20 protein-coding genes are annotated in these 25,653 nt (G+C 71.5%); 3 read left to right on the forward strand and 17 right to left on the reverse strand.

Going from position 1 to position 25,653, the window contains the following annotated elements; all coding sequences use genetic code 11:
* From ABD224_RS07815 to ABD224_RS07860, 10 genes are all read right to left on the reverse strand, one after another.
* Positions 1-614 (reverse strand): UbiA family prenyltransferase (locus tag ABD224_RS07815; RefSeq protein ID WP_344048315.1); only part of this gene is annotated, 614 nt, incomplete at its 3' end.
* Positions 611-1,759, reverse strand: a complete 1,149-nt coding sequence (locus ABD224_RS07820; RefSeq protein ID WP_344048318.1) for an inositol-3-phosphate synthase — start codon at positions 1,757-1,759, stop codon at positions 611-613. The genes ABD224_RS07815 and ABD224_RS07820, both read right to left, overlap by 4 nt.
* Before the next feature lie 186 nt (positions 1,760-1,945).
* Complete coding sequence (locus tag ABD224_RS07825; RefSeq protein ID WP_344048320.1) at positions 1,946-5,647, reverse strand: ThuA domain-containing protein; 3,702 nt, start codon at positions 5,645-5,647, stop codon at positions 1,946-1,948.
* A gap of 509 nt (positions 5,648-6,156) precedes the next feature.
* Positions 6,157-7,158, reverse strand: coding sequence for a sugar phosphate isomerase/epimerase family protein (locus tag ABD224_RS07830; RefSeq protein ID WP_344048322.1), 1,002 nt, complete (start codon positions 7,156-7,158; stop codon positions 6,157-6,159).
* 13 nt (positions 7,159-7,171) lie between these two features.
* On the reverse strand, positions 7,172-8,377 hold the full coding sequence (locus ABD224_RS07835) for a Gfo/Idh/MocA family protein (protein ID WP_344048324.1): 1,206 nt from the start codon (positions 8,375-8,377) through the stop codon (positions 7,172-7,174).
* Positions 8,378-8,505: 128 nt separating this feature from the next.
* Positions 8,506-9,546, reverse strand: a complete 1,041-nt coding sequence (locus ABD224_RS07840) for a substrate-binding domain-containing protein (RefSeq protein ID WP_344048326.1) — start codon at positions 9,544-9,546, stop codon at positions 8,506-8,508.
* Positions 9,547-9,563: 17 nt separating this feature from the next.
* Positions 9,564-10,586 (reverse strand): ABC transporter permease, encoded by a 1,023-nt coding sequence (locus ABD224_RS07845; RefSeq protein WP_344048328.1) that lies wholly within the window; start codon positions 10,584-10,586, stop codon positions 9,564-9,566.
* Complete coding sequence (locus ABD224_RS07850; RefSeq protein ID WP_344048330.1) at positions 10,583-12,286, reverse strand: sugar ABC transporter ATP-binding protein; 1,704 nt, start codon at positions 12,284-12,286, stop codon at positions 10,583-10,585. The genes ABD224_RS07845 and ABD224_RS07850 overlap by 4 nt, the downstream gene beginning before the upstream one ends.
* A 168-nt stretch (positions 12,287-12,454) precedes the next feature.
* The gene (locus tag ABD224_RS07855) at positions 12,455-13,636 is read right to left on the reverse strand and encodes an ROK family transcriptional regulator (RefSeq protein ID WP_344048332.1); all 1,182 of its coding nucleotides are present in this window, start codon (positions 13,634-13,636) and stop codon (positions 12,455-12,457) included.
* 326 nt (positions 13,637-13,962) lie between these two features.
* Positions 13,963-14,910 (reverse strand): beta-ketoacyl-ACP synthase III, encoded by a 948-nt coding sequence (locus ABD224_RS07860; protein WP_344048334.1) that lies wholly within the window; start codon positions 14,908-14,910, stop codon positions 13,963-13,965.
* Between the two features lie 244 nt (positions 14,911-15,154).
* On the opposite strand from ABD224_RS07860, the gene fdhD reads away from it, so the two are divergent.
* The gene (gene fdhD, locus ABD224_RS07865) at positions 15,155-16,006 is read left to right on the forward strand and encodes a formate dehydrogenase accessory sulfurtransferase FdhD (protein WP_344048336.1); all 852 of its coding nucleotides are present in this window, start codon (positions 15,155-15,157) and stop codon (positions 16,004-16,006) included.
* Between the two features lie 28 nt (positions 16,007-16,034).
* Here fdhD and ABD224_RS07870 read toward each other — a convergent pair whose 3' ends face one another.
* Positions 16,035-17,051, reverse strand: coding sequence for a bile acid:sodium symporter family protein (locus tag ABD224_RS07870; RefSeq protein WP_344048338.1), 1,017 nt, complete (start codon positions 17,049-17,051; stop codon positions 16,035-16,037).
* 314 nt (positions 17,052-17,365) lie between these two features.
* Here ABD224_RS07870 and ABD224_RS07875 point away from each other — a divergent pair, with 314 nt between their 5' ends.
* Positions 17,366-18,202: an aldo/keto reductase gene (locus ABD224_RS07875; RefSeq protein WP_344048340.1), complete on the forward strand. Its 837-nt coding sequence runs from the start codon at positions 17,366-17,368 to the stop codon at positions 18,200-18,202.
* An 81-nt stretch (positions 18,203-18,283) separates the two neighbouring features.
* Here ABD224_RS07875 and ABD224_RS07880 read toward each other — a convergent pair whose 3' ends face one another.
* The 4 genes from ABD224_RS07880 to ABD224_RS07895 all read right to left on the reverse strand — a co-directional run bounded on the left by ABD224_RS07880 (position 18,284) and on the right by ABD224_RS07895 (position 21,780).
* The gene (locus ABD224_RS07880) at positions 18,284-19,231 is read right to left on the reverse strand and encodes a class I SAM-dependent methyltransferase (RefSeq protein ID WP_344048342.1); all 948 of its coding nucleotides are present in this window, start codon (positions 19,229-19,231) and stop codon (positions 18,284-18,286) included.
* A 223-nt stretch (positions 19,232-19,454) separates the two neighbouring features.
* On the reverse strand, positions 19,455-20,228 hold the full coding sequence (locus ABD224_RS07885) for a class I SAM-dependent methyltransferase (RefSeq protein ID WP_344048344.1): 774 nt from the start codon (positions 20,226-20,228) through the stop codon (positions 19,455-19,457).
* 27 nt (positions 20,229-20,255) lie between these two features.
* Complete coding sequence (locus ABD224_RS07890) at positions 20,256-20,561, reverse strand: 4a-hydroxytetrahydrobiopterin dehydratase (protein WP_344048346.1); 306 nt, start codon at positions 20,559-20,561, stop codon at positions 20,256-20,258.
* Between the two features lie 103 nt (positions 20,562-20,664).
* The gene (locus ABD224_RS07895) at positions 20,665-21,780 is read right to left on the reverse strand and encodes an ADP-ribosylglycohydrolase family protein (RefSeq protein ID WP_344048348.1); all 1,116 of its coding nucleotides are present in this window, start codon (positions 21,778-21,780) and stop codon (positions 20,665-20,667) included.
* A gap of 193 nt (positions 21,781-21,973) precedes the next feature.
* Here ABD224_RS07895 and ABD224_RS07900 point away from each other — a divergent pair, with 193 nt between their 5' ends.
* Positions 21,974-22,834, forward strand: coding sequence for a helix-turn-helix domain-containing protein (locus tag ABD224_RS07900; RefSeq protein WP_344048351.1), 861 nt, complete (start codon positions 21,974-21,976; stop codon positions 22,832-22,834).
* Positions 22,835-23,008: 174 nt separating this feature from the next.
* Here the strand turns inward: ABD224_RS07900 and dnaK are convergent, their stop codons facing one another.
* The gene (gene dnaK / locus ABD224_RS07905; RefSeq protein WP_344048353.1) at positions 23,009-24,883 is read right to left on the reverse strand and encodes a molecular chaperone DnaK; all 1,875 of its coding nucleotides are present in this window, start codon (positions 24,881-24,883) and stop codon (positions 23,009-23,011) included.
* A gap of 233 nt (positions 24,884-25,116) precedes the next feature.
* Positions 25,117-25,542, reverse strand: a complete 426-nt coding sequence (locus ABD224_RS07910) for an OsmC family protein (RefSeq protein ID WP_344048355.1) — start codon at positions 25,540-25,542, stop codon at positions 25,117-25,119.
* Positions 25,543-25,653: the final 111 nt, after the last annotated feature.

Here is a 25,653-nt window from a genome sequence, read left to right on the forward strand (position 1 = left end):
AGCGCGAGGCCCAGGGAGGTGAGCGCGCCGACGGCGGCGAGCGTCGCGCCGGGGGCGATCCGTCCGGACGGCAGCGGCCGGTGCGGGCGCTCCGCGGCGTCCTCGGTGCGGTCCGCCCAGTCGTTGAGCGCCATGCCCGCCTGGTAGAGGCACAGGGACGAGCCGATGGCGAGGAGGGTACGGGCCCCGGGGGTGCGCCCGGCCGCCGCGGTCCCGGCGAGGGCGTCACCGGGGACGGTGAACAGGGCGGGCAGCCGCAGCAGTTCGGCCCAGTCGGCGGGGGTGCCGAGGGCGGGGCGGCGGGACGGGAGAGCGGGACGGGCGGGCACGGGGGACGGCTCCGCGGCGGGCGAGGCGGCCGGGGCGGCGGGGACCGCCGTCCGTCCGGTGAGGTCCGCGGGCACGGCGTTCCTCCCCGCCGGGGCGGCCGGGTCCGCGGGCCGGTCGCCGGTCTCCGTCCTGCGCTTCTGCTTCGTCCCGTGCTCCGTCCGAGGTGCCGGGTGGTCGTGGTCCTCCCCGTGGCGGGTCCGGCCGCGGGCCGCGGACACGCGGGCCGCGACGGCGGCGGCGACGGTCGCCGTCAGGGCGAGGACGGTCAGGGCGCGGCGGGTCATCGCGGGTCCCTCAGCTGCCGGCCGAAGTCCAGGAGCGCCGCGTACTGCTCCCCCAGCGCGGCGGGGGCGCCCGGGTCGGGGTCCTTGAAGTAGAAGGCGAGTTCGGGGCGGGGGCCGGTCAGTCCGCGTTCATGGGCGCGGGCCAGCAGCCGGGCCAGGTCGAGGACCAGGGGCGCGGCAAGTGCCGAGTCGCAGCCCTGCCAGGTGGTCTGGAGGGTCATCCGGGTGCCGAGGAAGCCGTCGAAGGCGATGTGGTCCCAGGCGGTCTTCCAGTCGCCGAGCGCGGGCACGTCGTCGATGTGCACCGTGCCCTGGGGGACCGTGCCGAGGGTGTCCGCGAGGACCCGTTCCTTGCCGGAGTTCTTCGCGGCGGCGGCCCCGGGGTCGGCGAGGGCGGCGCCGTCCCCGCCGCCGAGGAGGTTCGTGCCGGACCAGGCCAGCACCCGCAGCGCCCGCTGCGTGAACATCGGGCCGAGCACGGACCGCAGCAGGGTCTGTCCCGTCTTGCCGTCCCGGCCCGCGTACGGCAGGGCGGCGGCCCGGGCCTCGGCGGCGAGCGCGGGATGGTGCAGCCCGGGCGACGGGGTGAAGTTGACGTAGGGGCAGCCCGCGCGCAGGGCGGCTGCCGCGTACAGCGAGCTGGCGGGCAGGGCGGTGCCCTCGGGGGCCGGTTCGGTGGAGGCGACATTGACGACGACGGTGCGGGCGAGGCCGTGGCGGCGGGTGAAGGCGCGGATGTCGCCGGCGAAGGCGTCGATGAGGGCGTCCTCGTCGCGGGTGTCGCCGGGCAGTGGTCCGCCGGGTCTGATCTCCGCGTCGGCGGCGGTCAGTTCGCCGTGGACGGCGGAGGGCAGACCGTGCGGCAGGACACCGGCGGAGGCGAGGGCCTCGGCGCGTTTGGGCAGCGGGCAGTCCACGATGTCGTGCCCGCCGAAGACGAGGGACGCCAGTGCGGGCAGACCGCTCGCGGCGAAGGGCTCGGTCTCGGTGACGAGGCCGGTGGTGGGGTGCAGTCCGGCGGCGACGGCGGCGCATCCGGTGATGGCGGTGGTGGCGACGGAGCCTCGCGCGCCGATCAGCCAGACACCGGTGCGGGAGGAGGAACGGGAGGAAGAAGAGGAGGAGGGGGAAGGTTCGGCGGACATGGGCAGCCTCCTTGTCGTACGCGAACCCGAAGCCGGACGGGTGGGGCGGTGCCGGTCGGCCCCAAAGGCCGGGCGGATCCCGGGCCCCGTGCCGTGCCCGGCCGGGGACGTGCGCCCCGGTCCCCGGCCGGGCCGGGTGCGGCGGGCGGAAGTCCGGCGTCTGCCGCCCGCCGCCGCTTGGGGGGGTCAGGAGCCCTTCACGGGCAGCTCCTTGATCCGGATGTTGCGGAACGACACGTGGTCGGACGGACCGTGGTTCTGGAGTCCGATGTGACCGCTCTTCAGGCTCCGCTCGGGGTCCTTGTTGGTGAAGTCGTTGATCTTGACTCCGTTGAGGTACACCCGGATGCGTTCGCCCTCGACGCGGATCTCGTAGCTGTTCCACTCCCCCGGCGGGCGCAGTGCGGCGTCACGCGCCTTGATGTCCGCCGACTGGAAGGAGTAGATGGCTCCGGTGGTCCGGTCCGGCGCGTCGGTCGCGTCGATCTGGATCTCGTATCCCTTGTCCACCGCCGACCAGGGGTCGTCGGAGGCGGGGAATCCCACGAAGACGCCGGAGTTGTCGTCACCCCGCATCCTCCAGTCCAGCTTCAGGGAGTAGGCCTTGAACTCCTTGGCCTGGTACCAGAGCAGGCCCATGCCGTCGTAGGAGTGCAGTGCGCCGTCCTCGACGGTGAAGCCGCCCGGTCCGGCCTGCTTCCAGCCGTCGAGGGTGTGGCCGTTGAAGAGGTCCCGGTAGCCGGTGCGCGGCTTGCAGTCGGCCTTCTCCTGGCCGGTGGCGTACTTCAGTCCACCGAGCAGATGGCTGCGGAAGGCGTCCTCGGCGTAGGCCTCCTTGGTGTGGCCGAGGCCGGTGTAGAAGGAGCGTCCGCCCCGGTAGGAGTGGCACCAGGCGATCGGGTGGTCGCCCTTCATGGTGCCGCCCTGGTAGGTGGTCTCGTCCAGGGTGGCCAGGACGCGGACGTGGTCACGCGGGTTGGTGCGGTAGTTGTACCACTCGTCGGTGTGCTCCCACGCGTCGGGGAGGTCCCTGGCGGCCGGGTGGTCGTGCTCGGGGACCCGGACGGTGGCCTTCTGGATGTGCGGGTGCGACTCGAAGTAGGCGCCGACCAGGCCGCCGTAGAACGGCCAGTCGTACTCGGTGTCGGCGGCGGCGTGGACGCCCATGTAGCCGCCGCCGTCGGCGATGTACTTCTCGAACGCCTGCTTCTGCTCGGCGTTCAGGACGGTGCCGGTGGTGGAGAGGAAGACGACGGCGTCGTAGCGGGCGAGGTTGGCGGTGGTGAACTGCCTGGCCTCCTCGGTGGCGTCGACGGTGATGCCGTGCTGCGCGCCGAGCTCCTTCAGGGTCTGGATGCCGGTGCCGATGGAGTCGTGCCGGTAGCCGGCCGTCTTGGTGAAGACGAGGACGCGCTTGGCGTTCTTCACGGGCTTCTTGTCGGAGATCGTGAAGTCGTCGACGTCGAAGAGTGCTCCGCTGCCGCCCCTGAAGACCAGGTACAGCTCGGTGGTCTTCTTCGGGAGCCTGCTGAGCGGGATGTCGATGTCCTGGAAGGTCTCCCAGCTGCCGGTCACGGGGACGACGCCGGAGCCGTGCAGGGTGCCGTTCGGTCCTCCGGTGCGGACCTCCAGGTAGCCGCCGGCGCCTCCGGAGGAGATCCGTGCGGTGAGCGTCCGGGCGCCGTCGAGGTGGTAGGGCGTGAAGGAGATCCAGTCGCCGTCGTGGATGTCACCGACGGTCTTGCCGCCGTGGGCCTGGGTCTTGTCGTAGGTGCGGATGCCGCTGAAGCCGCTGAAGTGCTCGGCCTGCCGCTGGCGGGGCTGGAGCACGATCCGGGCGTGGGTGGTCAGCGGGGCCTGGCCGCCTCCGCCGTTGTCGGTGTACTCGGCGTCGAGGACGCCGAAGATGTTGGCGTTGGGGTCGTGGTCGGAGTCGGCCGGCGCGGTGATGGTGCCCTTGCAGCCGTTGGTCGAGGTGATCGGGTGACCGTGGCTGTCATGGCCGAGGATGTAGCGGACGGTGACCTTGGAGCAGTCGATCCTCCTGTCCTCGGGGTCGGTGACCTTCACCGTGAACGACACGGTGTCGCCGAACTCGAACAGGGCGCCGTCCGCCGGGGTCTGGAAGGTGACGGTGGGCGCGGTGTTGCCGACGACCACGTGGACGTTGGCGGTGGCGGTGTAGCCGGTCGTGTCCGTCACGGTGACGGTGGCGGTGTAGGTGCCGTTGGTGCGGTAGGTGTGCCGGGGCGACTGGCCGGTGCCGGTGGTGCCGTCACCGAAGTCCCAGCGGTAGGTGAGGGCGTCGCCGTCGGCGTCGCTGCCGGTCGCGGAGAAGGACACCTTCAGCGGCGCCTTGCCGGAGGTCCTGTCCGCGGTGGCCGTCACGGTCGGGGCGTGGCCGCCTGTCACGTTCTCGATGCGGTAGAGCGCGGAGTTCTCGTCGCCGCCGAACCAGGACAGGCCGTAGTCCAGGACGTAGAGGGCGCCGTCCGGGCCGAAGGCCATGTCCATCACCTGGGTCCCGGACCAGGGGAAGGGGTTGATGGACCGGATGGTGCCGTCGTCGTGGACGATCCGCTTGATCCAGCGGCGGCCGAACTCGCCGGCGAAGAAGTTCCCGTCGTAGGACTCGGGGAACTTCACGGCGGAGTTCAGGCCGGGGTCGTAGCGGTAGACCGGGCCGCCCATCGGGGACTCGGAGCCGGTGCCGAACTCGGGCACCGAACCGCCGTCGTAGTCGATCCAGGCCGGCTCGGCCGGCGGGAGGTCGACGAGTCCGGTGTTGTGCGGCGAGGTGTTCTTCGGCGCCGAGCAGTCGAAGGGCTCACCGGACTGCTTGGTGGCGAAGTCGTAGTCGACGTACGGCTGGTTCTTGCCGACGCAGTAGGGCCAGCCGTAGTTGCCGGGCTTGGTCACACGGTTGAACTCGACCATGCCGGAGGGGCCGCGGGTGGGGCTGGCGGTGCCGGCGTCCGGGCCGTACTCGCCGATGTAGAGGTGGCCGGTGGGCTTGTCGACGCTGAACCGGAACGGGTTGCGGAAGCCCATCGCGTAGATCTCGGGGCGGGTCTTCGGGGTGCCCGGGGGGAAGAGGTTGCCCTCGGGGATGTCGTAGGAGCCGTCGGGGTTGACCTTGATCCGCAGGATCTTGCCCCGCAGGTCGTTGGTGTTGCCCGAGGTGCGCTGGGCGTCGAACGCCGGGTTGCGGTCCGGCCGCTCGTCGATGGGGGTGTAGCCGTCGGAGGCGAAGGGGTTGGAGTCGTCGCCGGTCGACAGGTAGAGGTTGCCGTCCTTGTCGAAGTCGATGTCACCGCCGACATGGCAGCAGATGCCGCGGGTGGCGGGGACCTCGAGGATGCTCTTCTCGCTGGACAGGTCGAGGGTGCCGTCCTGCTTCAGGACGAAGCGGGAGAGCCGGTTGACGCCCTCGAAGGGGGCGAAGTCGGCGGCGGTGCCGTTCTCGGGGGCGTCGCCGGCCGGGGTGTTCAGCGGCGGCGCGTAGTAGAGGTAGATGAACCGGTTCTTCTCGAAGTCGGGGTCGACGCCGACGCCCTGGAGTCCCTCCTCGTCGTGGCTGTAGACGTTCAGCTTGCCCGCGACGGACGTGTTGCCCTGTGCGTCGGTCAGACGCAGGGTGCCGTCGCGTGAGGTGTGCAGGACGCTGCGGTCCGGCAGGACGGCCAGCGACATCGGTTCGCCGACCTCGGCGGCGCCCTTGGCCAGGGTGACCTGCTGGAAGTCCTCGGCGGCCGCCGCGGGCGGCCGGGTGGCCCCGGGGTCGGCGGCGCTCGCCGGCGGCGCGGTCAGCGCGAGCGAGGTCCCTGCGAGTAAGGAGCCGGTGAGGAGTGCGAGTGCCTTGCGGAATCTGCGACGTTTCCTGTGCACGAAGTTCCCTCCGGGAGGGTGGAGCGTACGGGACGGATGCCATGCGTCGGGGTGCGCCGTCACCCCGGAGTTGTCGTGACCAGTACAACTCCGGGACCGTAGCTCGCTTTGTCGACATCGGATAGCCCTTGCGCAGCAAGGAAGTTGAACTTTTTCCGGCCCGAGGACAAAGCGGCTTCCGGGCATGCCGGACCGGCCGGTGGCACCCGCGCCACCGGCCTGCCCCGCTCGCCGTCCTAGGGGGTGTCGTTTGGATCAGGCCGGCTCCGGTGAGCGGTGCCTGATGTCCGGGGTGAGCGGGGTTCGGTGCGTGCAGATGCAAGGCGGAGGAGGGAGCCGACGCGGAGCGTCGGCGAGTGACGACAACGCCGCAGATGGGCGTGCCGAACCCCGCGACCTGCGGCATGATCCAAACGACACCCCCTAAGGGCGCGGCACACCGCGCGGCCGGTCACGGCCCGGTCCGCGCCCCTCGGACGGCGTGCCGGACGAAGCTCCTCCGCGGCCCCCTACTCGCCGCCGAAGGCCGCGTCGAACGACGCGCTCGGCGGGTCGAAGTCGAACTCCTTGAGCTTCCGCAGCGCCTCCGGGGCCCCTTGCAGCCGGTCCATCCCGGCGTCCTCCCACTCCACGGAGATCGGGCCCTCGTAGCCGATGGAGCGCAGCATCCGGAAGACGTCCTCCCAGGGGACCTCGCCGTGCCCGGCGGAGACGAAGTCCCAGCCGCGCCGCGGGTCGCCCCAGGGCAGATGGGAGCCGAGCCGGCCGTTGCGGCCGTCGAGCCGCTTGCGGGCCTCCTTGCAGTCGACGTGGTAGATCCGGTCGCGGAAGTCCCACAGGAAGCCGACCGGATCGATGTCCTGCCAGACGAAGTGCGAGGGGTCGAAGTTGAGGCCGAAGGCCGGCCGGCGGTCCACGGCCTCGAGGGCGCGCTGGGTCGTCCAGTAGTCGTAGGCGATCTCGCTGGGGTGGACCTCGTGCGCGAACCGCACGCCCTCGGCGTCGAAGACGTCCAGGATCGGGTTCCAGCGGGTCGCGAAGTCCTCGTAGCCGCGCTCGATCATCGACTCGGGCGCGGGCGGGAACATGGCGACCAGGTGCCAGATGGAGGAGCCGGTGAAACCGATGACGGTGTCGACGCCGAAGGCCGCCGCGGCGCGCGCGGTGTCGGCCATCTCGGCGGCGGCGCGCTGCCGTACGCCCTCGGGCTCGCCGTCGCCCCAGATCCGGGCGGGCAGGATCGCCCGGTGGCGTTCGTCGATGATGGCGTCGCACACCGCCTGCCCGACCAGATGGTTGGAGATCGCCCAGCACTTCAGGCCGTACTTGTCCAGCAGCTGGTGCCGGGAGGCGAGGTACGACGGGTCGGCGAGTGCCTTGTCGACCTCGAAGTGGTCGCCCCAGCAGGCGAGTTCGAGTCCGTCGTAACCGAAGTCACGGGCCAGGCGGCAGACCTCCTCCAGCGGCAGATCGGCCCACTGGCCGGTGAACAGGGTGAATCCGCGCGGCATGACGACAGCCTCCTCAGGCGACGGGGGTGTAGACGGAGTTCTTCTCGGCGCTCTCCTCCACCGCCGCGAGCACGCGCTGGACCTGCAGCCCGTCGGCGAAGGAGGGTTCGGGCCTGGTGCCCTCGGCGACCGCGTGGACCAGGTCGCGGGCCTGGTGGACGAAGGTGTGCTCGTAGCCGAGGCCGTGGCCCGGCGGCCACCAGGCGTCCAGGTAGGGGTGGTCGGGTTCGGTGACCAGGATGCGGCGGAAGCCCGCGTGGGCTCCGGGTTCGGTGCCGTCGTGGTAGTGCAGCTCGTTCAGGCGCTCCAGGTCGAAGGCCAGCGAGCCGCGCTCTCCGTTGAGTTCGATGCGCAGGGAGTTCTTGCGGCCGGTGGCGTAGCGGGTGGCCTCGAAGGAGGCGAGGGCACCGGAGACGAAGCGGCCGGTGAACAGGGCGGCGTCGTCGACGGTGACCCGCCCGGTGCCGGCCGTCGAGGCGCCGGACAGGCCGCTGGTGGCTCCCGCGGGCAGGGGACGCTCCCGTACGAAGGTCTCGGTGAGCGCGGACACCCCGGCCAGCGGCTCCCCCGCCAGGTACTGCGCGAGGTCGATGATGTGCGCGCCGAGGTCGCCCAGGGAGCCCGAGCCGGCGGCCTCCTTGCGCAGCCGCCAGGTCAGCGGGAACTGGGGGTCCACCAGCCAGTCCTGGAGGTACGCCACCCGCACGTGCCGCAGGGTGCCGAGCCGGCCCTCGGCGATCATCCGCCGGGCCAGCGCGGTGGCCGGCACCCGGCGGTAGTTGAAGCCGACCATCGCCAACTGGCCCCGTTTCTGGGCTTCTTCGGCGGCCCGTGTCATCTCCTCCGCCTCGGCGACGGAGTTGGCGAGCGGCTTCTCGCACAGCACGTGCTTGCCCGCGGCGAGTGCGGCCAGCGCGATCTCGGCGTGGCTGTCGCCGGGGGTGCAGATGTCGACGAGGTCGACGTCGTCCCGGGCTACCAGTGCCCGCCAGTCGGTCTCGGCGGCGGCCCAGCCGTGCCGGTCGGCCGCCGCTCGGACGGCTGCCCCGTCACGGCCGCAGATCGCGGCCAGGACCGGCCGCAGCGGCAGGTCGAAGACGCGGCCCACGGTGCGCCAGCCCTGGGAGTGGGCGGCGCCCATGAAGGCGTACCCGACCATGCCGATGCGGAGCGGCGGCTTGTCCCCTGCTGCTCCATCCGGCTGCTGCGGCTGTCCCATACGGATGTCCTCCTCGTCCTCGTGGTGATGGCCTCGTGGTGAGGGCCTCAAGGCGATGGGCCTCGGGGCGACGGGCCTCGGGGCGACGGGCCTCGGGGCGATGGCCTCGGGGGTGCGGGATGGAACGATCAGCGGAAACCGGTGGACATGTACTGGTCGACGTTGTTCTTGTCGACGACGGCCGAGTACAGCGTGATCGAGGCCGGGATCTCGTACTCGGCGAGCCCGCCGACGCCCTTGCCCTGGCCGAGGGCGCGGGCCAGGTCGATCGCGGAGGCGGCCATGGTCGGCGGGTACAGAACGGTCGCCTTCAGCACGCTGTTGTCCTGTTTGATGGCCTGGAAGGCGGACAGCGCGCCCGCGCCGCCGACCATCAGGAAGTCGTCGCGGCCGGCCTGCTCGATGGCGCGCAGCGCGCCCACGCCCTGGTCGTCGTCGTGGTTCCACACCGCGTCGAACTTCTTCTGGGCCTGGAGCAGCTGGGCCATCTTGGCCTGTCCCGACTCCACGGTGAACTCGGCCGCCTGACGGGCCACCTTCTTGATGTTCGGATAGTTCTTCAGGGCGTCGTCGAAGCCCTGGGTGCGCTGCCTTGTCAGCTCCAGGTTGTCCAGGCCGGCGAGTTCGACGACCCGGGCCTCCGGCTTGTCCTTGAGCTTCTGGCCGATGTAATGGCCGGCGTTGAGGCCCATGCCGTAGTTGTCGCCGCCGATCCAGCAGCGGTACGCCTGCGGGGTGTTGAAGATCCGGTCGAGGTTGACCACCGGGATGCCGGCCCGCATGGCCTTCAGCCCGACCTGGGTGAGCGCCTTGCCGTCGGCGGGCAGGATCACCAGCACGTCGACCTTCTTGTTGATGAGGGTCTCGATCTGGCCGATCTGCGTGGCGGTGTCGTTGGAGCCCTCGGTGATCTCCAGGGTGACGTCGGAGTACTGCTTGGCGCGGTTCTTGGCGTTCTCGTTGATGGCGTTGAGCCAGCCGTGGTCGGCCTGCGGTCCGGCGAAGCCGATGGTGACCGGCTTGCCGGGCTTGTCGTCGGTGGCCGGCTGGTCGCTCGTGGCCGGCTTGCCGGACTTCGGCTCGTTGCTGGTGCAGCCGGCGAGGAGGGCACCGGCCGAGACGGCGGCGGTCCCGAAGAGCAGTCCTCTGCGACTGGTGAGTGCTGACATGGCGGTGAACCCTTTCCTCAGGTCGTGCTCGCGGTACGGCGCTGGACCAGCACGGCGGCGACGATGATCGCGCCCTTGGCGATCTGCTGGACGTCGCTCTGCAGGTTGTTCAGGGCGAAGATGTTGGTGATCGTGGTGAAGACGAGGACGCCGAGCACCGAGCCGGTGATGGTGCCGCGTCCCCCGCTGAGCAGCGTGCCGCCGATGATCGCGGCCGCGATGGCGTCGAGCTCGTAGAGGTTGCCGTTGGTGTTCTGGCCCGAGCCGGACAGGACGATCAGCAGGAAGGCGGCGATACCGCAGCACAGCCCGGACAGCAGATACAGGTAGAGGCGCTGGCGGCGTACGTCGATGCCGGCGAGGCGGGCCGCCTCCGCGTTGCCGCCGACGGCGACCGTGCGGCGGCCGAAGGTGGTGCGGTTGAGCACGAGCCAGCCGACGATCGTCACCACCGCGAACACCAGCACCAGCGGCGGGATGCCCAGCACATAGGAGTCGCGCTCACCGAGGCTGAGCACGCTGTCGACGGTGACGATCTGCGTCCGGCCCTCGGTGATCTGCAGGGCCAGGCCCCGCGCCGAGGCCAGCATGGCGAGGGTGGCGATGAACGGGACCATGCCGCCGTAGGCGATGAGCAGTCCGTTGACCAGGCCGCAGCCGAGTCCCACCGCCACCGCGGTGAACAGGATGCCGCCGAAGCCGTACTCCTGTGTGGCGACCGTGGTCGCCCACACCGAGGCCAGCGCGACGATCGCACCGACGGACAGGTCGATCCCACCGGAGGTGATCACGAAGGTCATGCCGACGGTGACGACACCGATCACGGAGGCCTGGGTGAGGACGAGCTGGAGGTTGCGGCTGTCCAGGAACTCGTCCGGCTTGGTGATGCCGCCGATGAGGATCAGTGCGGCGAGCACCCCGAGCAGGGAGAGGGTGCGGACGTCGACGCGGGCGGTCAGACCGTGCCAGGCGGACGGCCGCCGGGCCACGGGTGCGGTCGTGTCGGTGCCGTCCCGGGGCGGGGACACATGCTGTGTCATGACGCCTGGCTCCCTTCGCCGGCCACGGAGAGTGCATCCATGGGGTGTGCATCCATGACGAGGTCGAGTACACGGTGTTCGTCGAGCTCACGGGCGGGCGCGGTGTGGACGACGCGCCCCTCGCGCAGCACCAGGACACGGTCGGCCAGGCCGAGGACTTCGGGGATCTCGCTGGAGACCAGGAGCACCGCGAGGCCCTCGTCGGCCAGTCGGCGGACGACCGCGTACAGTTCGGCGCGCGCGCCCACGTCCACCCCGCGCGTCGGTTCGTCGAGCAGCAGCACCCGGCAGCCGCGCAGCAGCCAGCGGGCCAGGACGGCTTTTTGCTGGTTGCCGCCGGACAGGGTGCGCACGGGCACGGCCGGGTTGTCGGGCCGCAGCGACAGTTCGCGGGTGGCCGCCCGCGCCGCCCCCTGTTCGGCGCGGCGGTCGATCCAGCCTCCGCGTGAGAAGCGGGACAGGGAGGAGATCGTCACATTGCGGGTGACGGACTCCAGCATGAGCAGGGCCTGTGCCTTGCGTTCCTCGGGGGCGAGTCCCACTCCGGCGCGGACGGCGGCGCGGACGCTGCCGGGGCGTATCGGCCGGCCGTCGACAAGGATTCGGCCGGAGGTCGGCCGGCGGGCGCCGTAGATCGTCTCCAGGATTTCGGAGCGGCCGGAGCCGACCAGTCCCGCGAGACCGACGATCTCTCCGGGGCGGACCGTGAGGTCCAGGGGCTCGAACTCGCCGGCGCGGGCCAGTCCGCGCACCTCCAGGACGGGGGCGGGAACGGAAGCAGAGAGGGAAGAGGAGGAAGAGAGCGAAGAAGGGGGCGAAGAAGAGGGGGAAGCGGAGGGAGCGGGGGAAGCAGAGGCGGGGCCGGTGCCGGGGGCGGGGGCGGAACCGGTGCCGGGGGCGGGGCCTGAGGCCGGGTCTAAGTCGTAGGTGCGGTCGGGCCGTTCGGGGAAGACGTACTCGACGTTGCGGCCCGTCATCATCGAGACCACTTCGCTGGTCGGCGTGGTCTTGGCCGGCAGCCCGCCCGCGACCGCCCGGCCGTCCTTGAGGACGGTGACCCGGTCGCCGATGCGGCGGATCTCCTCCAGACGGTGGGAGATGTAGACGACGGCCACACCGTCGGCGGTGAGGGCGGTGACGATGCGGAAGAGGTTGTCGACCTCCTCCGGGTCGAGGGCGGCCGACGGCTCGTCCATGACGATGAGCCGTACGTCGTGGGACAACGCCCGCGCCATGGACACGATCTGCTGCTGAGCCGCCGACAACTCCCCCACCAACTGGCCGGGTTCGATCTCCGGGTGGCCCAGACGACGGAGCAGCCGGGCCGTCGAGGCGTGTGCGGAGCGGCGTCGTACGACGAAGCCGGCGGCCGTGGGTTCATGGCCCAGGTGGACGTTCTCGGCCACCGACATGTGCTCCACCAGGTCGAGTTCCTGGTAGATGGTGGCGATGCCCAGCCGCATCGCGGCGATCGGCGAGCGGAGGGTGACCGGTTCACCGCGCCAGCGGATGGTGCCGCTGTCGGGCTGGTGGGCGCCGGCGAGGACCTTGATGAGGGTGGACTTGCCCGCCCCGTTCTGGCCGAGCAGACAGTGCACCTCACCGGCCTGGACCTCGAGGTCCACCCCGTCCAGGGCCCGGACCCCGGGGAACGTCTTGGTGATGCCGGACATGCTGAGCAGCGGTGGTTCTGGTGCCATGTGGGTTCACCTCGGCGGGCGGGCCCGTGTGCGCGGGCCGGTGTCAGGGTGAGAACGGGGCAGAGCAGGGGCCGTGCTGGTGATCCGGTGACCGGTACCACCGGTCCGGGGGACAGGTGGTGCGCGTGGTGCAAGTGGTGCGGGTGGTGCGCGTGATGCGGGTGTGGGTTACGCGGGTGAGAACAGATGGTCGCTGATGAGCCGGGCCGCGCCGATCACTCCGGCTTTCGGCCCCAGCTCACCCAGAACGATGGGGAGGTTGCCGGTCGCCAGCGGGAGCGACTGGCGGTACACCTGGGTGCGGATGGCGGCGAGCAGGGTGTGGCCGAGGCCGGTGACCCCGCCGCCGATCACCACCAGGCCGGGGTTGAAGAAGGAGACGAGTCCGGCGATGACCTGACCGGTGCGGGCACCGCCCTGCCGGATCAGTTCGAGCGAGGCGGGGTCGCCCGCGGCGGCAGCGGCGGCGACGTCCGCGGCGGTGAGCCGGCCGTTCGCCTCCAGCCGGGCCGCGAGTTCGGGGGAACGGCCCTGCTGGGCGGCCTCCAGCGCGTCGCGTGCCAGGGCGGCGCCGCTGAAGTGCGCCTCCAGGCAGCCCCGGTTGCCGCAGGCGCACGGGCGTCCGTCGGGCACGGCCTGGATGTGCCCGATGTCGCCCGCGCTGCCCGTCGTACCGCGGTGGACCTCGCCGCCGACGACGATGCCGCAGCCGATACCGGTGCCGATCTTGATGCAGAGGAAGTCGCCCACGGAGCGGGCGACGCCCGCGTGCTGCTCCCCCATCGCCATGAGGTTCACGTCGTTGTCGACCATGACCGGGCAGCCGAGTTCCTGGCTGAGCGCCTCCCGTACGGGGAAGCCGTCCCAGCCCGGCATGATCGGGGGTGCCACGGGGACGCCCTCGGGGAAGCGGACGGGGCCGGGGACGCCGATGCCGGCGCCGTCGAACCCCTCCGCGAGCCCCGAGGCCCGCAGCTTCCCGGCCATGGCGAGGACCCGCTCGAAGACCGCCACGGGGCCCTCGCGCACGTCCATCGGCTGGGCGAGGTGCCCCAGCACCTCCAGTTCGGCGTTGGTGACGGCGACGTCGACCGAGGTCGCGCCGATGTCCACGCCCAGAAAGCGCAGGCTGGGCGCGAGGCGCACATTGTGGGAGCGCCGGCCGCCGCGGGAGGCGGCGAGTCCGTCGGCGACGACCAGTCCCGTCTCCAGGAGCCGGTCCACCTCCACGGCCAGCTTCGAGCGGGACAGCTCGACCTGGTCGCCGAGCTGTGCCCGGGAGCTGGGGCCCCCGTCGCGCAGCAGCTTCAGCAGCCGGGCCTGGTGTGCGTTGGCGGGTCGCGCCGTCATACGTCTCACGAACCCCTCCCCGCCTCAATTCGGCCTGTCCGCACGGCTTTTCGGCCATCTGGCCGACTCGGTCCGAACTGGACCGTAGCAGCGACTGCCGGGAGTGGGAAGAAGTTGAGCACGGATTCGTGCCGACTTTTTCCAGGGAGAGGACAAAGTGAGGCGGGAAGAGGGGTGAGAGGAGGGGGAGCAGAAGGGGGGCGGGGTGGGGACAAGGCGGTGCCCTGGTGCCGGAAGGTGCCGGGATCGGTGTGCCGGCCGTGCCGGTCACAGCCGCCCTCTCCGGCGCGTCAAGAGCACCGTCAAGAGCACCGTCAGGGGCTGCGTCAGGGGCAGCGGACGACCTGTCCGGCGTAGGAGAGGTTGCCGCCGAACCCGAAGAGAAGGACGGGGTCGCCGGTGGTGACGGCCCCCCGTTCGATCAGCTTGGACAGGGCCAGCGGGATGCTCGCGGCCGAGGTGTTGCCGGATTCGCTCACGTCCCGGGCGACCACGGCGTTGACGGCCCCCAGCCTCTCGGCGAGCGGCTCGATGATGCGCAGATTGGCCTGGTGCAGCACGACCGCGGCAAGCTCCTCGGGCGCCAGACCGGCCCGCTCGCAGACCCGCCGGGCCAGCGGCGGCAGCTGCGTGGTGGCCCACCGGTAGACGCTCTGCCCCTCCTGGGCGAACCGCGGGGGCGTTCCCTCGATCCGTACCGCGCGCCCCATCTCCGGCACCGAGCCCCACAGCACCGGCCCGATCCCGGGTTCCGCCCCCGGCGGGCAGGCCTCGATCACGGCGGCACCGGCCCCGTCGCCGACGAGCACACAGGTCGTCCGGTCGCTCCAGTCGGTCACGTCGGACATCTTGTCGGCGCCGATGACCAGGGCACGGGTGGCGGCACCGGCGCGCACGGTGTGGTCGGCGGTGGCCAGGGCGTGGGTGAACCCGGCGCAGACGACGTTGATGTCCATGGCGGCGGGCCGCGGCACACCGAGCCGGGCCGCCACACGGGCAGCGGTGTTCGGGGAGCGGTCGATGGCCGTGGAGGTGGCGACCAGGACCAGATCGATGTCGGCGGGCGTGAGCCCCGCCGACGCGAGCGCCTTGGCGGCGGCGTGCGCGGCGAGCTCGTCCACCGGTTCGTCGGGACCGGCGATGTGCCGGGTCCGGATGCCCACCCGGCTCCTGATCCACTCGTCGCTGGTGTCCACCAGACCGGCCAGGTCCTCGTTGGTGAGCACCTTGGCGGGCTGGTAGTGACCGACGGCGACGATGCGTGAGCCGCTCATGGCGATCCCCCTTGTTGCTTGCTTGCCGTGGTTGGCGGGAATCACCAGTCTGATCAGTGACCCATGGGTAACCCCGCAGGTGAAGGCACAGGAATCGAGCACCCGGCTTGTCGGCTTCCCTCAGAAAGCCGGACGTCCTCCAGCAGAAAGCCGGACGTTCCCGACGGTCGGCCCCAGCCGTGCGTTGCCTCGATAATCGGGGAGTCGGGAATCGGGGTACGCGTACGGCCGCCGGGGAGAAGCGATGGGACGAGTCACGGAACGACGCAAGGTGATCCGTGTCCGCGACGGGACCGTCTCGTCCCGCCCGGACACGCTGGTGGCCGAGGAACCGCTGGAGATCCGGCTGAACGGCAAGCCTCTCGCGATCACCATGCGCACTCCGGGCGACGACTTCGCGCTGGCGGCCGGGTTCCTGGTGAGCGAGGGCGTTCTGGGGTCGCCGTCCGAGGTGCGCAGCATCGTGTACTGCGCGGGGACGACCGCGGACGGCACCAACACGTACAACGTGGTGGATGTGAGGACGGCGGCAGGGGTCGTGGTGCCCGACATCACCCTGGAGCGCCATGTGTACACCACGTCCTCCTGCGGTCTGTGCGGCAAGGCGAGCCTGGACGCGGTCCGTACGACCGCCCGCTGGCCGATCTCGGACACCCCTCCGGTCCGTCTCGAGCCCGGACTCCTCGCGAGTCTCCCGGACCGGCTGCGCGCCGCCCAGCGCGTCTTCGACCGCACCGGGGGGCTGCACGCGGCGGCCCTGTTCGACGAGCACGGCGACCTGCTGGACGTACGGGAGGACGTGGGCCGTCACAACGCCGTCGACAAACTGGTCGGGCTGGCGCTGCAAAGCGGGCGGCTGCCGCTGTCCCGGGCGGTCCTGCTGGTGTCCGGACGGGCCTCCTTCGAGCTGGCGCAGAAGGCCGTCATGGCGGGGATTCCGGTGCTGGCCGCGGTCTCGGCGCCGTCGTCGCTGGCGGTGGACCTGGCGACGGAGACGGGGTTGACGCTGGTGGGGTTCCTGCGGGGGAACTCCATGAACGTCTACGCGGGGAAGGAGCGGATCGCCCTGCGGGAAGAACGGGAAGAAGTGGGGTGAGACGGGCCCGCGGGGCCTCGCGCGGGCCTCAGCCGGAGGAGAGGCCCGCCCCGACCGGCGGGGTCTCCTGCCGGGCCTCGGGATCGCGGGAACGGCGCTTGGCGATCACCGCGCAGACCATGAGCTGCATCTGGTGGAAGAGCATCAACGGCAGCACGGCGAGGGAGGCGTGGGCGCCGAACAGGACGCCCGCCATGGGCAGGCCGGCGGCCAGGGACTTCTTCGAGCCGGCGAACTGGATGGCGATACGGTCGGCCCGGCCGAAGCGCAGTGCCCGGGCGCCGTACCAGGTCAGGGCGAGCATCACGGCGAGCAGTACGGCCTCCACCCCGAGCAGGGCGCCCAGCCGGGCCGGGCTCACCCGGTGCCAGATGCCGCGGACCATGCCCTCGCTGAACGCGGCGTAGACGACGAGCAGGATCGCACCGCGGTCGACGAGTCCGAGGACCTTGCGGTGCCGGGCGACGAAACCGCCGATCCACGGGCGCAGCACCTGTCCGGCGACGAACGGCACCAGCAGCTGCAGCACGATCGTGACCAGTGAGCGCGCGGAGAAGCCGCCGCCGTCGCCGCCGAGGAGGACGGCCGCGAGCAGCGGGGTGAGGACGATGCCGACCAGGGAGGAGAAGGAACCCGCGCAGATCGCGGCGGGCACATTGCCGCGGGCGATGGAGGTGAAGGCGATCGACGACTGGATGGTCGACGGGACGAGGGTGAGAAAGAGCAGGCCCTGGTAGAGCGGCTGGGTCAGGACGGTGGGCACCAGACCGCGGGCGGCCAGGCCCAGCAGGGGGAAGACAAGAAAAGTGCAGGCCAGGACCGTGACATGCAGGCGCCAGTGCCTCAGGCCGTCCAGCGCCTCACGGGTGGACAGGCGGACGCCGTAGAGAAAGAACAGGAAGGCGATCGCGGCGGTGGAGGCGCCCGAGACCACCTGGGCGGCCGTGCCGCGGGCCGGCAGGAGCGCGGCGAGGCCCACCACGCCGATCAGCAGCACTATGTACGGGTCGATCGGCAGCCGGCTCGGCCAGTGCAGGCGTTTCACGGTACTCCAGTGCTCCACTCGCTCATGTCCGTCGGCTCGCTCATGTCCGTCGGCTCGCTCATGTCCGTCGACGGTACGGGACCGACCGGCGGGCGGCCCCTCTCCATCGTCCCCCCCCCCCCGCCGGAATGGCCCGGTTCCTCCGGGCCGCGCACATGATCCCGCGAGCCGGACGGGAGACCGCGCGATCACGGCATCGGAGTGCCCTGTCGCACCGTCCCCCACGCACACAACAGGGGTGCGGCGCGAGCCGTGATCGTCGACGATGGGAGTATCACCTGACGACGTGACGCCAACCGAAGGGTCAGGAGTTTGTGAGCAGCAAGGTCCCCTCGATCACCCTCAACAACGGCATCAGGATGCCCCAGCTGGGCTTCGGTGTCTGGCAGGTGCCGAACGACGAGGCGGAGCGGGCCGTCGCCACCGCGCTGGAGGCCGGGTACCGCAGCATCGACACAGCGGCGATCTACGAGAACGAGGAGGGCACCGGCAGGGCCATCGCCGCCTCCGGGATCCCCCGCGAGGACATCTTCGTCACCACCAAGCTCTGGAACAGCGACCAGGGGTACGACTCCGCGCTGCGCGCTTTAGACGCATCGCTGGACCGGCTCGGCCTGGAGTACGTGGATCTGTACCTGATCCACTGGCCGACGCCGGCCAGGGAGAAGTACGTCGACACCTACAAGGCGTTCGAGAAGCTGTACTCCGAGGGGCGCGCCCGGGCGATCGGCGTCTCCAACTTCCTTCCCGAGCACCTGGACCGTCTGGCCGCCGAGACCTCGGTGGTTCCGGCGGTCAACCAGATCGAGCTGCACCCGCACCTCCAGCAGCACGCCGCCCGTGAGTACCACGCGAAGCGGGGCATCGCCACCGAGGCCTGGTCGCCGCTCGGCCAGGGCAAGGGCCTGCTGAAGGTTCCGGCGATCGTCGCGATCGCGCAGAAGCACAACCGCACCCCGGCCCAGATCGTGCTGCGCTGGCACCTCCAGCAGGGCAACATCGTGATCCCGAAGTCGGTGACCCCGTCCCGGATCCGGGAGAACATCGAGGTCTTCGACTTCCGCCTGGACGACGAGGACCTCGCGGCGATCAGCGCGCTGAACGAGGACCGGCGCCTCGGTCCGGACCCGGCGACGTTCAACCTGGCATGACCCCGGTCTCCGTCACCGGCGCCCCGTGCGCCGGTGACGGAGACGGGGACCGGTGCGCTCAGGCAGTCCGGACCGGTGTGCTCAGGAGGTCCGGACGGCCGTGTACACAGTGTGCGCCTTCAGGACGAACAGGTCCTTCCGGCGGTGCACGCTCGCCTCGTCCTCGGGGTCGAGGAGACGGTCGAGGGTCGCGCGGTCGTCCTCGTCGATGCCGTCCCCGAGGAATTCGCGCGCATGGCCCAGGGTGGCGGCGACGTAGGCGCGGGCGCGGTCGGAGACCGGGGCGGGCAGGTCCAGCAGGAAACTGCGGGTGCGGGTGGGCTTCAGGCCCGCGGCGGCGAGCAGCGCCGGCCAGTCCTCGGTCTCGGCGGCGGAACCGGGCAGTTCGGCCCGCATACGTGTGAACCAGTCCTCCTGCGCCGCGTCGAGGCGGGCCTGGAGGCCCGGGCGGCCGATGCCGATGTCCCGGGGCAGGAAGCGGGCCGGCAGTCCGCCCTCGAGCAGGGCGAGAGTGCCGCCGGGCGCCAGCCGCCCGGCGAACGCGGCGAGGGCGGCCCGCTGGTCGCCCACGTGGTGCAGGCTGTTGGCGGCCCACAGCAGATCGGCCGGGTGGTCCAACTCGTCCAGTGCGTCCGGCAGTTCACCGGTGATGGTGGCGAAGCGGTCGGTGAGGCCGAGGCGGGCGGCCCGGGCGCGGGCCCGTTCGAGGAGCGGCTCGGAGCCGTCCACCGCGACCACCCGGGCGCCCGGGAAGGTCTCGGCGAACAGACAGGACACCACCCCCGGCCCGCTGCCGGCATCGACGATCAGCCCCGGCTCGGTCACCCCCTTCGCCAGCCAGTCCATGACCTGCTCGTGGAGAGGGGCGAACAGTTCCGCCTGGGACTCCAGGAGCGGCGCCATCGCACCCCAGTCGATGTCGGTGCTCCCGTGAAGGTGCCCGTGGTGCCCGCCGTGCCGGTGCTCGCCGTGCCCGCGCTCTGCGGCCTGGTGCTCTCCGGTCCGACGCTCTCCGCGCTCGTGCGCCATGGGGGTCGCCCTCCCTGCTCCTGCTCTGCTCCTGTGCGCTGCGCTCAGCCTGCGCCGCCGCACCGCCGAGGGGCCACTTCTGTTGCCGGGACGGCAAAAAATCCGAAGGCGCGGGCCCACGTCCCGCGGTGGCCGCGGGCTCCTCGGCAAGGCTCGGCTCCCCGGGCGGTCGGACGAGCCGGGCCGGCCGGATCGGCCGGCTCGGCCGGCCCGGCCGGGCTCTTCAGGCCTCGTGGGACGGAGGAACGCGGCCGTCGGGCGGTTTGAGAAAGGCGCGCAGGGTGAAGACCGGGTCCGGGCGGGGGCGGTCCTGGTCGGGCAGGGCTGCCAGCCGGGCGGCGAACTCCTCGCTGAGCGGATCGCCGGGCGGCAGCGTGACGAACCAGCCGCGCCGCAGGTCGGCGATGGTACGGCGGGGGCTGCGGCCCTGGCCCAGGCCCTGGAAGCGGCCCCGGCCGACCGGGAGCAGACCGTGCTCGGCGGCGTACCGGACGACCAGGTCCTCGGCGTCCCGGGCGGGGCTGCGCGGCCGGGAGGCGAGAACGGCGTCGATGTCGCTGCCGACGTTGTGCGCGGCGGCCTTGTCGACCGTGGTGACGTACACCCCGCCGGGCCGGAGCATCCGGGCGCACTCGGCGACGATCGCCCGCGCGTCCTCGGCGCTCGGTGCGAGATGCAGCAGCCACACGCTGGTGACGGCGTCGAACCGCTCGTCCGGAAAGGGCAGACGGCGGCCGTCGGCGAGGACGACGGCGCCGGGCAGGCGGGCCGCGGCCTGCCGGGCCATCGCCTCCGACCGGTCGACGCCGACGACCCGCAGACCGGCGCGGGCAGCGGCGAGGCGGCGGGTCACGATGCCGGTGCCGCAGCCGACGTCCAGCACCTCCCGTGCCCCGCGCGGTATGAACTCGAGAACGGCCCGGGCCGCGGCGGCCGCCCTGGGCTCGCCGCCGCGCAGGGCGTCGTAGCACTCGGCTTCCTTGTCGTAGTCCAGCACCCGGTCTCCCCCCGTCCCGGTGACCGCTCAGCTCGCCCCGTGCCCCGGTGCGAGGTCCTGCACCCTGCGGGCGAGTTCGAAGTCCTTCTCGGTGATGACGCCGCCCGCGCTGTGGGTGTTCACCCTGAGCGAGACCGTGTTGTAGCCGAGGGTGAGGTCGGAGTGATGGTCGAGCTCCTCCTGCACCTGGGCGATGTGCACGACCATGGCCGTCGCCGCGAAGTGCGAGCCGAGCCGGAAGGAGCGGGTGAGACGGTCCCCGTCGAGGGACCAGCCGGGCAGTTCGGCCAGCCGGTCCTCGATCTCCTTGGACGACAGCGGTTCGACGGCCATGGTTCGTCCCCTTCCTGGGCGTGGCCTGACGGGGCGACAGAACACGTACGTGTTCAGACTGCCACAGGAGGGACGCCACGTCCCAGGCCGGAAGGAAGGCGGGTCAGCCGGCCGCGCACGCGGCGGCGAGGTCGTCCGCCAGGGCGGCGATCCGGGCACGCCCCTCGACCTGCTCCACCCAGGTGTGGGGCAGACCGTGGTCGCCGTACCGGGCGCCGAGGATGTTGCCGCAGATGGAGCCGGTGGAGTCGCTGTCGCCCGAGTGGTTGACGGAGAGCAGCAGGGCGTCCTCGACCCGGGGGGCGGCAAGAGCGCTGTAGACGCCGATGGCCAGCGCCTCCTCGGCGATCCAGCCGCCGCCGAGCTTTTCCAGCTTCTCGGGGGTCGGGCTGCCCTCGGCGGCCAGGTCGAGGGCCTGCTCCAGGGCGGTGGTGGTCTCCTCGTGTCCGGGGTGACGGGCGAGCAGGCGCAGGGTGCGCAGGGTCGCGCCCTCGATCGAGTCTCCGCCCAGGATGTACGCGACGATCGCGGCGAACGCACCGGCGGCGTAGTAGCCGGTGGGGTGGCCGTGGGTGATCTGGGCGCAGCGGGCAGCCATGTCGAAGGCGGTGGCGGGGTCGACGCCGGTCAGGCCGAAGGGGGCCGAGCGCATCACGGTGCCGCAGCCCTTGGAGTTGGAGTTGACGGGGCCGGGCGGGCCGAGTTCGGCCGCCGGATCGGGCACGAAGTCGGCGTGGGTGAGCCCGGACAGGCAGGCGTTTCCGGGGGCGCGGCGGGCGTACAGCCAGCGCTCGGTGATCAGGCCGCCGCGGGGGCCCTGGTAGGAGCCGCCGGAGGGCTGGGCCATCATGCTCGCCTCCGGGCCCGGCTTGAGCTGGGTCTCCAGCCAGCGGTCGTAGGCCCAGCGCAGCAGGCGGGGCCAGCCGCCGCCGATGCCCTTCGTCCGCTCGCGCTCACGGGCCTGGAGCAGTCCCTCCGCGGTGAACAGGGTCATCTGGGTGTCGTCGGTGATCAGGGCGACCGTGCCCGCCGAGCCTCCCGGACCGGACGGCAGGCCGGTCACGCCGCGCGGGCCGTGCGTGGCGCGGATCTGGTCCAGGGAGCTGAACTCGACCGGGTGACCGAGGGCGTCCCCGAGGGCCCCGCCCAGCAGGCAGCCGCGCACTCTGGCGCGGTACACCGCCCCTGCTTCCCAGGACTGCTTCCACGGCTCGGTCATGTCCGGCCCCCTCCTCGATCATGGTCGTGCGTGCGGCCATTGTTCCGTCCGCCGCCGCCCCGGCCGCAACCGGGGACATCCCGGAGGCTACCGGCCCAGGGTGCGGGGGCCGGTGAACAAGCGTTTCTGCCCGCGCTCCCGGTGATGGTGAAGTACCTTCTTCCGGTGGTGATTTGAGGGAAGGCGGCATGGCGTGAGTGAGCGGCGGCCCGCACCCACCGTGGGTCAGGTGGTGCTCGGCAGACGGCTGCAGGAGTTACGGGAGGCAGCCGGACTGGGGCGTGAGGAGGCCGCGCGGGTGCTGCGGGTGGCGCCCGCGACCGTACGGCGGATGGAGATGGCCGAGGTCGCCCTGAAGATCCCGTACGTACAGATGCTGCTGAACGCGTACGGGGTGGGCGCCGAGGAGGCGGCCGGCTTCGTGAAGCTGGCCGAGGAGGCCAATCGGCCGGGCTGGTGGCAGCGGTACCACGATGTGCTGCCGGAGTGGTTCAGCCTGTATGTGAGCCTGGAGGAGGCGGCCCAGCTGATCCGCTCCTACGAGCCGCACTTCGTACCCGGACTGCTGCAGACGGAGCGCTACGCACGCGCGGTGCTCCAGACCGGGACGGTCGGCTGGCGGGGGCAGGAGGCGGTCGAGCGGCATGTGGCGCTGCGCATGGCCCGGCAGCGGCTGCTGGAGCGGCCGGACCCGCCGCACCTGTGGGTGGTCATCGACGAGACGGTGCTACGGCGGCCGGTGGGCGGGGGCGAGGTGATGCGCGAGCAGCTGGACAAGCTGCTGGAGTACTCCGAGCGGGACCGGGTGACGGTGCAGGTGGCCGAGTTCACGGACGGCCCGCACCCGGGGACGTACGCGCCGTTCTCGCTGTTCCGCTTCGCCGAGCCGGAGCTGCCCGACCTGGTCTACACGGAGTATCTGAGCGGCGCCCTGTACCTGGACTCGCGCACGGAGATCTCCTCCCATCTGGAGGTCCTGGACCACATGTCGGCGCGAGCGGCGTCGGCCGAGCGCACCCGGAAGCTGCTGTGGGAGTGCCGGGAGAGGTTCTGAGACCCTCCCTGTCTCTTTCTGTCCTCTGTCTCTTTCTGTCCTCTGTCTCTTTCTGTCCTCTCCAGGCTTCTCCCGCTGGCTCCTGCCGGCTCCTTCTGCGGAGGGTCGTCCCTCGCGTGCTCCGCCGCACCGGCCGAGCCGGGGGGGGCGGCCGGGGCGGCGTGCTCGGTGGTGTCAGGCGGCTCCGCCCTTGGCGTCCCGGTCCTCCCGGTCCTCGTCGACGATCTCCGCGTCCACCACGCCCTCCTCGTCCTGGGGGGCGGTGGGGTGCTCGGTGCCGTCCGGGGCCGTCTGCTGCTGGGCCTGGGCGTACATGGCCTGGCCCATCTTCTGGCTGACGGAGGCCAGTTTCTCGCCGGCGGTGCGCAGGTCGGCGGTGTCGGCGTTGTCCTTGAGGAGGGTCTTGACCTCGGCGACGGCCGCCTCGACCTCGGACCTGGTGTCGGCGGGAACGCGGTCGCCGTTGTCGCGCAGGAAGTTCTCGGTCTGGTAGACGAGCTGCTCGGCCTGGTTGCGGGCCTCGGCGGCCTCCCGGCGTTTGCGGTCCTCCTCGGCGTACTGCTCGGCGTCCCGCACCATGCGGTCGATCTCCTCCTTGGGCAGCGCCGAGCCGCCGGTCACGGTCATCTTCTGCTCGCGCCCGGTCGCGAGGTCCTTGGCGGAGACGTGCATGATCCCGTTGGCGTCGATGTCGAAGGTGACCTCGATCTGCGGCACCCCCCGCGGGGCGGGCGGCAGTCCGGTGAGGTCGAAGACCCCGAGCTTCTTGTTGTACGCGGCGATCTCCCGCTCGCCCTGGTAGACCTGGATGCCGACCGAGGGCTGGTTGTCGGTGGCCGTGGTGAAGATCTCCGAGCGCTTGGTCGGGATCGTGGTGTTGCGCTCGATCAGCTTGGTCATGATGCCGCCCTTGGTCTCGATGCCCAGGGACAGCGGGGTGACGTCGAGGAGGAGGACGTCCTTGACGTCGCCGCGGAGCACGCCCGCCTGGAGGGCGGCGCCCACGGCCACCACCTCGTCGGGGTTGACTCCCTTGTGCGGGTCCTTGCCGGTGAGCTTCCGCACCAGGTCGGTCACCGCCGGCATCCGGGTGGAGCCGCCGACGAGGATCACGTGGTCGATCTCCGACAGCTGGATGCCCGCGTCCTTGACCGCCTGGTGGAAGGGCTTCTGGCAGCGCTCCAGCAGATCGGCGGTGAGCTCCTGGAACTGGGCCCGGGTCAGCTTCTCGTCCAGGTGCAGCGGGCCCTCGGCGGACGCGGTGATGTAGGGCAGGTTGATGGTCGTCTCGGTGGACGACGACAGCTCGATCTTGGCCTTCTCGGCGGCCTCACGCAGCCGCTGCACCGCCATCTTGTCGTTGCCGAGATCGATCCCGTACTGGCCCTTGAACCGTTTCACCAGGTACTCGACGATCCGCTGGTCCCAGTCGTCGCCGCCGAGCTGGGTGTCGCCGTTGGTGGCCTTGACCTCGATGACGCCGTCGCCGATCTCCAGCAGGGACACGTCGAAGGTGCCGCCGCCGAGGTCGAAGACCAGGACCGTCTGCTCCTCGTTGCGGTCCAGGCCGTAGGCGAGCGCGGCGGCCGTCGGCTCGTTGATGATCCTGAGGACCTTCAGGCCGGCGATCTCCCCGGCCTCCTTGGTCGCCTGCCGCTGGGCGTCGTCGAAGTACGCCGGCACGGTGATCACCGCGTCCGTGACGTCCTCGCCGAGATAGGACTCCGCGTCCCGCTTCAGCTTCTGCAGGACCCGCGCGGACAGCTCCTGCGCCCGGTAGCGGGTGCCGTCGATGGAGCCCTTCTCGGGGAACCGCCAGTGCGAGTCCCCCATGTGGCGTTTGACGGACCGGGCGGTGCGCTCCACGTTCGTCACCGCCTGCCGCTTGGCCACCTCGCCGACGAGCACCTCGCCGTTCTTGGCGAACGCCACGACCGACGGCGTGGTCCGCGCGCCCTCGGCGTTGGCGACGACGGTGGGCTCACCGCCCTCCAGGACGGCCACCACCGAGTTCGTCGTCCCCAGATCGATCCCGACCGCGCGTGCCATCTCCGTCCCCTTCCGCCAGGGCCTCCTGCTCTCCGGCACAAAACTTGAGTGCACTGCTGTCAATGCAGGTACCCGGTGACGGCCGGGGCGAACACGGGAAGGGCGGCGGCACATCACAGCGCGGTGCCGCGCCCCGGAGAACGGGGCGCGGCACCGGCGCGGGGATCGAGAGGCGCGTCTCTCGTCGTTCCCGCGTCTCTCGTCGTTTCTCGTTCCTCGTGTCTCGTGCCTCGTCAGACGAGCTTCGCGTCCAGGGTGATCGTCGTCCCGGCCAGGGCCTGGCTGACGGGGCAGTTCTTCTTGGCCTCCTCGGCGGCGGCGACGAACGCGTCGTTGTCGATGCCGGGGACCGTGCCCTCGACGCTGAGACGGATGCCCGTGATGCCCTCGCCCGGCTGGAAGGTGACGTCCGCCTTCGTCCGGAGCCGGGTGGGCGGGGTGCCGGCGCCGGCCAGACCGTGCGACAGCGCCATGGCGAAGCAGCTGGAATGGGCGGCGGCGATCAGCTCCTCGGGGCTGGTCTTGCCGTTCGCCTGCTCGGCGCGCGACGGCCACGACACCGGCTGCTGGCCGATGCCGGAGGAGTCGAAGGTGACGACGCCGTTGCCCTCGAGCAGGTTGCCTTCCCAGACGGTGTGAGCAGTACGCGTGGTTGCCACGGTTCTTCCTTACCTTTCGCCTAGGGGCCCGTTGCCGGGTTCCGTACCTGCCATCCGATCACATCCACCGCGCGCGGACCCCGGGAACGGGCCACGACCTGCCGGACGGTC

The organism is Streptomyces thermoalcalitolerans (genome assembly GCF_039525155.1).
Lineage (GTDB): Bacteria > Actinomycetota > Actinomycetes > Streptomycetales > Streptomycetaceae > Streptomyces > Streptomyces thermovulgaris.

Coding starts and splice junctions, on each gene's coding strand:
- ABD224_RS07845 (WP_344048328.1), bottom strand. CDS start 10,586: ATGACACAGCATGTGTCCCCGCCCCGGGACGGCACCGACACGACCGCA.
- ABD224_RS07850 (WP_344048330.1), bottom strand. CDS start 12,286: ATGGCACCAGAACCACCGCTGCTCAGCATGTCCGGCATCACCAAGACG.
- ABD224_RS07855 (WP_344048332.1), bottom strand. CDS start 13,636: ATGACGGCGCGACCCGCCAACGCACACCAGGCCCGGCTGCTGAAGCTG.
- ABD224_RS07860 (WP_344048334.1), bottom strand. CDS start 14,910: ATGAGCGGCTCACGCATCGTCGCCGTCGGTCACTACCAGCCCGCCAAG.
- ABD224_RS07880 (WP_344048342.1), bottom strand. CDS start 19,231: ATGGCGCACGAGCGCGGAGAGCGTCGGACCGGAGAGCACCAGGCCGCA.
- fdhD (WP_344048336.1), top strand. CDS start 15,155: ATGGGACGAGTCACGGAACGACGCAAGGTGATCCGTGTCCGCGACGGG.
- ABD224_RS07835 (WP_344048324.1), bottom strand. CDS start 8,377: ATGGGACAGCCGCAGCAGCCGGATGGAGCAGCAGGGGACAAGCCGCCG.
- ABD224_RS07895 (WP_344048348.1), bottom strand. CDS start 21,780: ATGACCGAGCCGTGGAAGCAGTCCTGGGAAGCAGGGGCGGTGTACCGC.
- ABD224_RS07830 (WP_344048322.1), bottom strand. CDS start 7,158: ATGCCGCGCGGATTCACCCTGTTCACCGGCCAGTGGGCCGATCTGCCG.
- ABD224_RS07890 (WP_344048346.1), bottom strand. CDS start 20,561: ATGGCCGTCGAACCGCTGTCGTCCAAGGAGATCGAGGACCGGCTGGCC.
- ABD224_RS07840 (WP_344048326.1), bottom strand. CDS start 9,546: ATGTCAGCACTCACCAGTCGCAGAGGACTGCTCTTCGGGACCGCCGCC.
- ABD224_RS07820 (WP_344048318.1), bottom strand. CDS start 1,759: ATGTCCGCCGAACCTTCCCCCTCCTCCTCTTCTTCCTCCCGTTCCTCC.
- dnaK (WP_344048353.1), bottom strand. CDS start 24,883: ATGGCACGCGCGGTCGGGATCGATCTGGGGACGACGAACTCGGTGGTG.